General features: G+C 58.1%; 9 protein-coding genes. 2 read left to right on the top strand and 7 right to left on the bottom strand.

Features of this window, described 5'->3' with window-relative positions:
* Window positions 1–183 precede the first annotated feature (183 nt).
* Both AC04SH_RS31100 and AC04SH_RS31095 read left to right on the top strand, forming a co-directional pair.
* Window positions 184–420 carry a hypothetical protein gene (locus AC04SH_RS31100; protein ID WP_488481790.1) on the top strand — a complete coding sequence of 79 codons (237 nt, stop codon included), beginning with the start codon at window positions 184–186 and terminating at the stop codon, window positions 418–420.
* 23 nt (window positions 421–443) lie between these two features.
* A complete protein-coding gene (locus AC04SH_RS31095; protein ID WP_488481789.1) occupies window positions 444–716 on the top strand; it encodes a dCTP deaminase in 273 nt (90 codons plus the stop codon).
* A 269-nt stretch (window positions 717–985) separates the two neighbouring features.
* Here AC04SH_RS31095 and AC04SH_RS31090 read toward each other — a convergent pair whose 3' ends face one another.
* From AC04SH_RS31090 to AC04SH_RS31060, 7 genes are all read right to left on the bottom strand, one after another.
* The gene (locus AC04SH_RS31090; RefSeq protein WP_488481788.1) at window positions 986–1,999 is read right to left on the bottom strand and encodes a 1-aminocyclopropane-1-carboxylate deaminase; all 1,014 of its coding nucleotides are present in this window, start codon (window positions 1,997–1,999) and stop codon (window positions 986–988) included.
* A 240-nt stretch (window positions 2,000–2,239) separates the two neighbouring features.
* Window positions 2,240–2,461, bottom strand: coding sequence for an exopolysaccharide production repressor protein (locus AC04SH_RS31085; protein ID WP_488481792.1), 222 nt, complete (start codon window positions 2,459–2,461; stop codon window positions 2,240–2,242).
* A 120-nt stretch (window positions 2,462–2,581) separates the two neighbouring features.
* On the bottom strand, window positions 2,582–2,899 hold the full coding sequence (gene fdxB / locus AC04SH_RS31080; RefSeq protein WP_488481787.1) for a ferredoxin III, nif-specific: 318 nt from the start codon (window positions 2,897–2,899) through the stop codon (window positions 2,582–2,584).
* Complete coding sequence (locus AC04SH_RS31075; RefSeq protein ID WP_488481786.1) at window positions 2,896–3,099, bottom strand: CCE_0567 family metalloprotein; 204 nt, start codon at window positions 3,097–3,099, stop codon at window positions 2,896–2,898. The genes fdxB and AC04SH_RS31075 overlap by 4 nt, the downstream gene beginning before the upstream one ends.
* A gap of 20 nt (window positions 3,100–3,119) precedes the next feature.
* Window positions 3,120–3,599, bottom strand: a complete 480-nt coding sequence (locus tag AC04SH_RS31070; protein ID WP_488481785.1) for a DUF269 domain-containing protein — start codon at window positions 3,597–3,599, stop codon at window positions 3,120–3,122.
* Window positions 3,600–3,925: 326 nt separating this feature from the next.
* Window positions 3,926–5,074: a TlpA disulfide reductase family protein gene (locus AC04SH_RS31065; protein ID WP_488481784.1), complete on the bottom strand. Its 1,149-nt coding sequence runs from the start codon at window positions 5,072–5,074 to the stop codon at window positions 3,926–3,928.
* Between the two features lie 161 nt (window positions 5,075–5,235).
* Window positions 5,236–5,460 (bottom strand): hypothetical protein, encoded by a 225-nt coding sequence (locus tag AC04SH_RS31060; protein ID WP_488481783.1) that lies wholly within the window; start codon window positions 5,458–5,460, stop codon window positions 5,236–5,238.
* Window positions 5,461–6,000 lie beyond the last annotated feature (540 nt).

Genomic DNA, 6,000 nt, shown 5'->3' with positions numbered 1-6,000 from the left:
CAGGCCGCCCGCCGGTGACAGGCCTCCGGTCGGCTCCGCCTCCCTCCGGCCCGTCACCGGCGGAACCAACCTTCAACCGACATCATGAACCCGATGGTGGGGGCAGTTCTTCATGACGCAAAGGGGGCAGTTCCGGATGGCGTTTGACAGGGCGATACTGACTAACATGAAATCCAGATCGCTTTGCAAAACGAAGCGATCATTATAGATCCCGCCCCTGATATCTCCTTCTACAGCTCGACCGGCCTCGATCTAACCCTTGATCGACGTCTGACCCTTTTCAAAGACCAGAAGACAGGCATTAACCTCTCTATTGATCCTTCGCAGAAGGGATACAATCACGAAGAGGTAATGGCGGAAATCACTACGCCCGTCGATATCGATGAAGAGCACGGGTTTGAATTCCCGCCCACCACATGATCCTGGCTTGGACGCGCGAGTTCGTGGAATTGAAGTTCCAGTCTCGGATAGCTGCTCGCGTTGAGGGGAAAAGCTCTCTTGCAAGATTAGGGATCGGAATTCATCTAACCGCCCCGACCATCCATGCAGGCTTCGCCGGCCAGATCCGGCTCGAAATGGTCAATCACAATAAAGTGCTGGTCAAACTGCGGACTGGGATGAAAATTTGCCAGCTGATTTTTGAGCAAACTCTGGGCACGCCGGTTCGTGGGTATGAAGGCCGCTTCGCGGGTCAGACTACAACAAAAAAAGGCTAACACGTCGAAGCGTTCATGGCAGGCGGTTAGCTACGCAACATTGATTGCATACGTCTGATTTTTTTGAGTCGATCATTTCGCCGCGCCGAGCGTCAGCGCAAAATCTTGCGTGCATTCCTTGGATAAACGGCTGCTCAAGCCTATATTTCCCAGCATCCCTGCCATGACATGATCCATCGCAGAAAAAGAACGGCCTGGAAGTGCGGTCAACACCAATCGGGCCTGGTCTAACGCCCAGCCGGGTCAATTTCTGACGCGGTCCGTATGGGTCAGCCGTTGCGAAAGCTGTAGCTGTAGCCGTTGATCGCCGGCGCACCGCCGAGATGCGCGAAAAGGACTCTCGACCCTTCGGCAAAAAAGCCTTTCTGGACGAGGTCGATCATCCCTTGCATCGATTTGCCCTCGTAAACGGGATCGGTAATTATACCCTCGAGCCGCGCGCACAGACGAATAGCATCCTTGGTTTGCGATGAGGGAATGCCGTAACAGGGGTGAGCGTACTCCTCGAGCAACACCACATCTTCCTCGACCAGTCCCATTTTGAGATCGACGAGCTCCGCTGTATGTTCGGCAATTGCCAGCACTTGCGCCTTGGTTTGCGCTGGAGTGGCAGAGGCATCGATACCGATGACGTTGCGATGTCGACCATCATTGGCAAATCCGACGAGCATGCCGGCATGTGTCGAGCCCGTGACGGTGCAAACCACGATAAAGTCAAATGCAAACCCAAGCTGATTCTCCTGAGCGCGCACCTCTTCCGCGAACCCGACGTAGCCGAGACCGCCATATGGGTGAACGGACGCGCCAGCTGGTATTGCATAGGGTCTGCCGCCCCTTGCCTTGACCTCATAGAGCGCCTTTTCCCAGCTGCGGCGAATCCCGATGTCAAAGCCCTCGTCGACCAGGTGCACCTCTGCTCCCATGATGCGGCTCAGAAGAATGTTGCCGACACGGTCATAAACGGCATCCTCATGTGGGACCCAGCTCTCCTGAACCAGGTGGCATTTCATGCCAATCCTGGCCGCGACCGCGGCCACGATGCGCGTGTGGTTGGATTGCACGCCGCCGATGGAAACAAGGGTATCGGCATCTGAGGCGATGGCGTCGGGGATGATGTATTCGAGCTTGCGCAGCTTGTTTCCGCCAAATGCAAGTCCGGAGTTGCAGTCCTCACGTTTAGCGTAGATTTCCACCTTTCCGCCCAGATGCCTGCCAAGGCGGTCGAGTTTCTCGATGGGCGTCGGTCCAAAGGTGAGCGGGTAGCGCTCGAACTTATGAAGCATGTTCTCTCCGGCAAGGACCTATAGCTTGCGGGGTCGGCTAAGAGGCGTGTTTGCTGTTGCGCCACGCGTCGTTGTCCGATGTTCAAGAAAGGCCGATCATTATATCCAGCGTCTCATAAGCCAATGAATCAAGTGGTCGCCATGCGACCTGCTGCGATCGACTCCCACTGCAGATCGAACTGAAGAGTTGCATTCTGCGGGGACTGGAATGACGGAAATGTTATGTCTTGCCACCGTGCCTCAACGAAGTCGCGACATGCGGCCAATTGCAAGACGCTGAGGCATGTCTGAGGTCCCATCGGCCACCTCATTATCGTTCGGCACCATCCGATTTTCTCCCAACGACCGATATGCTCCCTTCTTGCAGGCCCTGCTAGCGCAGCCGGATCGCCAGACCAGAAAGAGCACGCTTGCGAAATAGGTCAGCTGAAGGAGCAACGAACAAGCAAGTGTCGTGACCACCACTGCGCGGATGGAATGCGAAGCGACGTAGACAGTCGAAGCGACGGCACACAGCACCAGCCACAGGACGAGACAGAAGGTTCTATAGGGCAACGCAGTTCTCCTGGTTTGTCGGCCATGTCACGCAGTGATCTTGTCGGCCGCAACATGTGTCTGGCAGTTCTTCGGGCAGACGCGCGCGCAGGCTCCGCAGCCGACACAGCGGCCAGCATGGTCGACGACCATGATCATGCGATTGAGCTCGCCATCGAAATCGTCGTCTTCGCCGTCGCAGCGGCCGAGGATTTCACCCGCGTCATCGACGCCGTAAAGGTGCATGACCTCGCGCGAGCAGACCTTGAAGCAGCGGCCGCAGCCGATGCAGGTCGTGCCGTCGATAGCGGTGAGATACTGCGGCATCCAGGTGGATCCGTCGCGGGTGACGAAAGCGTTCGTCATCGCGCATTCTCCCACGCAGCGAGGTCCCTCTTGGCAGCGTCCCACTCGGCAAAAACGGCGAACGTTTTTGCGGCAACAGCGTTGATCTCAGTCCAGTTGACCGGCAGGTCCTCGGCAAGATCGTGCAACTCCATCTTCGCAGTTCCCGCACGCGACTGCAGCCTGCGGACCTTCTTCCGCAACTTCTCGAGATCTGACATTAATCCGTCTCCGGTTTTCATCACGCCGTCGCCGCCGCGCCGGCACAGGGTTCAATCTCTGCGGTCGCATCGTCGACCAGTTTGCTACCGGCTTCCGCGAGTTGCCGGAAAGTCTCGAAGCCGAACCGATCGACGTCAGGAGAGAACGAACAAACACCTGGTCCCGAAGCGCACGCGTCCGGAGGCCTTACGGTTCTCCTCTCCATGATTGGCGATGTAACCGGGCGGAAACGCTCCGCGATCGCAAGCCCGACGGCGGTGTAAAACATGTCGATCCTCCACAGCACGTACGGATCGGGATAGCCCATGCCAGGAATCGCACGGAACTTTTTTTTGGTGACGATGAAGTCCGCCAGCAGCGCGGCGTCCGATCTGCCTTCCCATAAGCAGTAGGCTTCCTCCGAACGGATCACCCGCACGAGACATCTGAGGAATGGGGTGGCAAGGGCCGCTTCGTCCTCGTCGACCGCCGGGGCTAATCGCCGCGTCCCACATTTCATATTTTCCCATTCCTCTTCCTCAAAGGACGATTTCTTTGCTCGGCAACGCCTACTTCGGGCACACTTGCGCTGTCGGCGCCCGGTTCGGGGCGCGCAATTCCAAGAAATCGATGGCCTGGTGGCCGGCCTCGGGGGCGTCTTCGACTGCGCTGCCTTCGCGGTTACGCGTGCAACATCGATTGCGTCGTGATGTGACCGCAGGTCGCAAGATTGGAGCCTTGAACTTGCCGCAAACGGCTTACCTGGCACTGCATCGGGCCTATTTGCTGCGGCCACGCCAAGGAAATGGACGAATTGACCGTTAAACATGCAAACTGACGTGCCTTTTATGTATTTTCCCCGGCCGGCCGCAGGTTGGTATTTTCGGGAAAAGTTCTGCAGAGCCCCGCATAGAGCGCTGTCACAGTCCTCCCAGCCTTGTAGCTGGCCAAGGCCTGCAGCAGATCTGGCAGGTGATGTCGTCTCAGGCCGTCTGGAACAGGCTCCGGGTCATCGAGCGACTTCAGTGCCAGCTTCAGCAACTCGATCGCGAAATCCTTGTTGCCGCTCTCGTAAACGTACCTGGCTACTGCAGGATAGGACTGGAACTTTGGGGCTTGCGCGGGATTAAGTGCGAGAATGTGTTGTGACAACTCTTTGCCGAACGCGAAGCGCTCGGCGGACGGGAAGCGCGAATGGTCATGCGCGGAACCGAAGAGTTGGTCCAGGGCTGCAAGCATCCAGTTCTCGGAGTTTCTGTCGATCGCATCCCGAACCAATTGGCGCATGAGGGGTACGCCGGCCCACATGTCATGCATTTTGTGAACCACCAAATGCACATGAGCCAAGCGGAAATGGATATCATCCGGCATCAGGGCTACTCCCTGTTCGATTGCCGAGAGCGCCGTCCTCCAATCCCCTTTCCGTATCGCCGCACAGAACCTGTCGTAGATCGGCTTCTTCAAAGCCTCTTCGCGCGCTATTGCGTTGTTTCTGGCGACCCTTTCCAGATTGGTCGCTTTCGCATCGTCGCTGGTGCGCCAGCTGCCGTTAATTACTTTCGGCAACACCGCTTCGAGTTGCCATGGGTGACCGATAAAAGCGATGTTGCCATCCCGGTCGACCACGAACGAGGTGGGCAGCCCGACAGAACAGCTGCGCTCCCTCCAAAGCCTGTTCATTTCCCCTGAGGAATCGAATGCGACCCGATAGTTCAGATCCGAGAACTTTTCGGTCAGCCATGATTCCAGCCTGGCTCGGGCAACAGGCGAGACGGCGTAATCATCGGCAGCGGTTGCGACGACCTCAAGTCCGTCGTCCCTATATTTCTCCTGCAGTTGCACCAATTGGGACGCCGCCGCCGCAGATGGTCGGCACCAAGTTGACCAAAACTCGACGACGTACACTTTGCCGGGATGGAAGCTGGCGAGGGGCTTACCACGCAGCCAGGTCTCGGCCTTGATCGAAGGAGCCGGTGAGTCGATCTGCAGTGCCATATTGGTCTCCAAGGCTATGCCACGAGGCAGCGACTTATGGTCGAGCTCGTTTGCATATTAGCGAGGGCCACTCAGGTTCAAGGAAAGGAGAGCATCGCTCGTCTCGCCCGCCTGGTGCGGCCCGTTTAACTCGGTGTTGCCACATTCATTGTTGCCGGAATTCAACGAGCAAAGGTCGTGCCAACGCGCTCAGCGCCCAGTGCGCGATCACTTCGCTTGAAAGCCGCCATCATCCCAACATCCCCTTTTTTTATTGAACCCGACATGTTTTCTGTCGTTGTCAGGTTTCGGACATGCATCACGCGCTCAGCGCCGCCGTCGGAGTCCGCCTTGGCGGCCGGCGCGGATTTGCCGTCGCCGTTGGGCTGACAGTGGCTGGTCATCATTGTCCGCTTCGCGCGCGCTGGCTTGAGCTTTGTGCCATTCAGGCCTGTGGCGGCGGGTCTCGCCACTTGTAAGGGGCCGCTCCGTCCCCGTAACTCCTCTGCCCCTCGCCTGGCAGGACATTGAGCCACGAGTTGGCCACGTGGCCTCGGCTCGGGACACGGTCGAGCGCCGACCGCTATGCCCCGACCACGATACTTCAATTGAGACTGCGGACGGTGCGCAACGCGGGCGGCAAGCGGTCAAAGGGTCGTCTACCGATAAAGGAAGGTACGAGCTCGCCGTCAGCGCGATCTATGGCCGCCTTTCCACCGGCGACACGATCGATACACCCCTGGAGGACGCCCCGATAGTCCGTGTCGGACTTCCGAGGCATCCCTGCTTTGCGCAAACTCACGCAGGTCGGCCGCTCCGTGCAGTGCCCCGGACCGGCTGCGTGAGCTCCTTTACCGACGGGTGCATCTCGCTGACACGAAACCAGCATCTCAACACGGAGGACTGCACTGCGCGCGTGCCGTCGACGAGGATCGGATTCCGTCACC

The sequence above is a fragment of the Mesorhizobium sp. CNPSo 4688 genome, from assembly GCF_057784295.1.
This window is presented reverse-complemented; position numbering and strand designations above follow the sequence as displayed.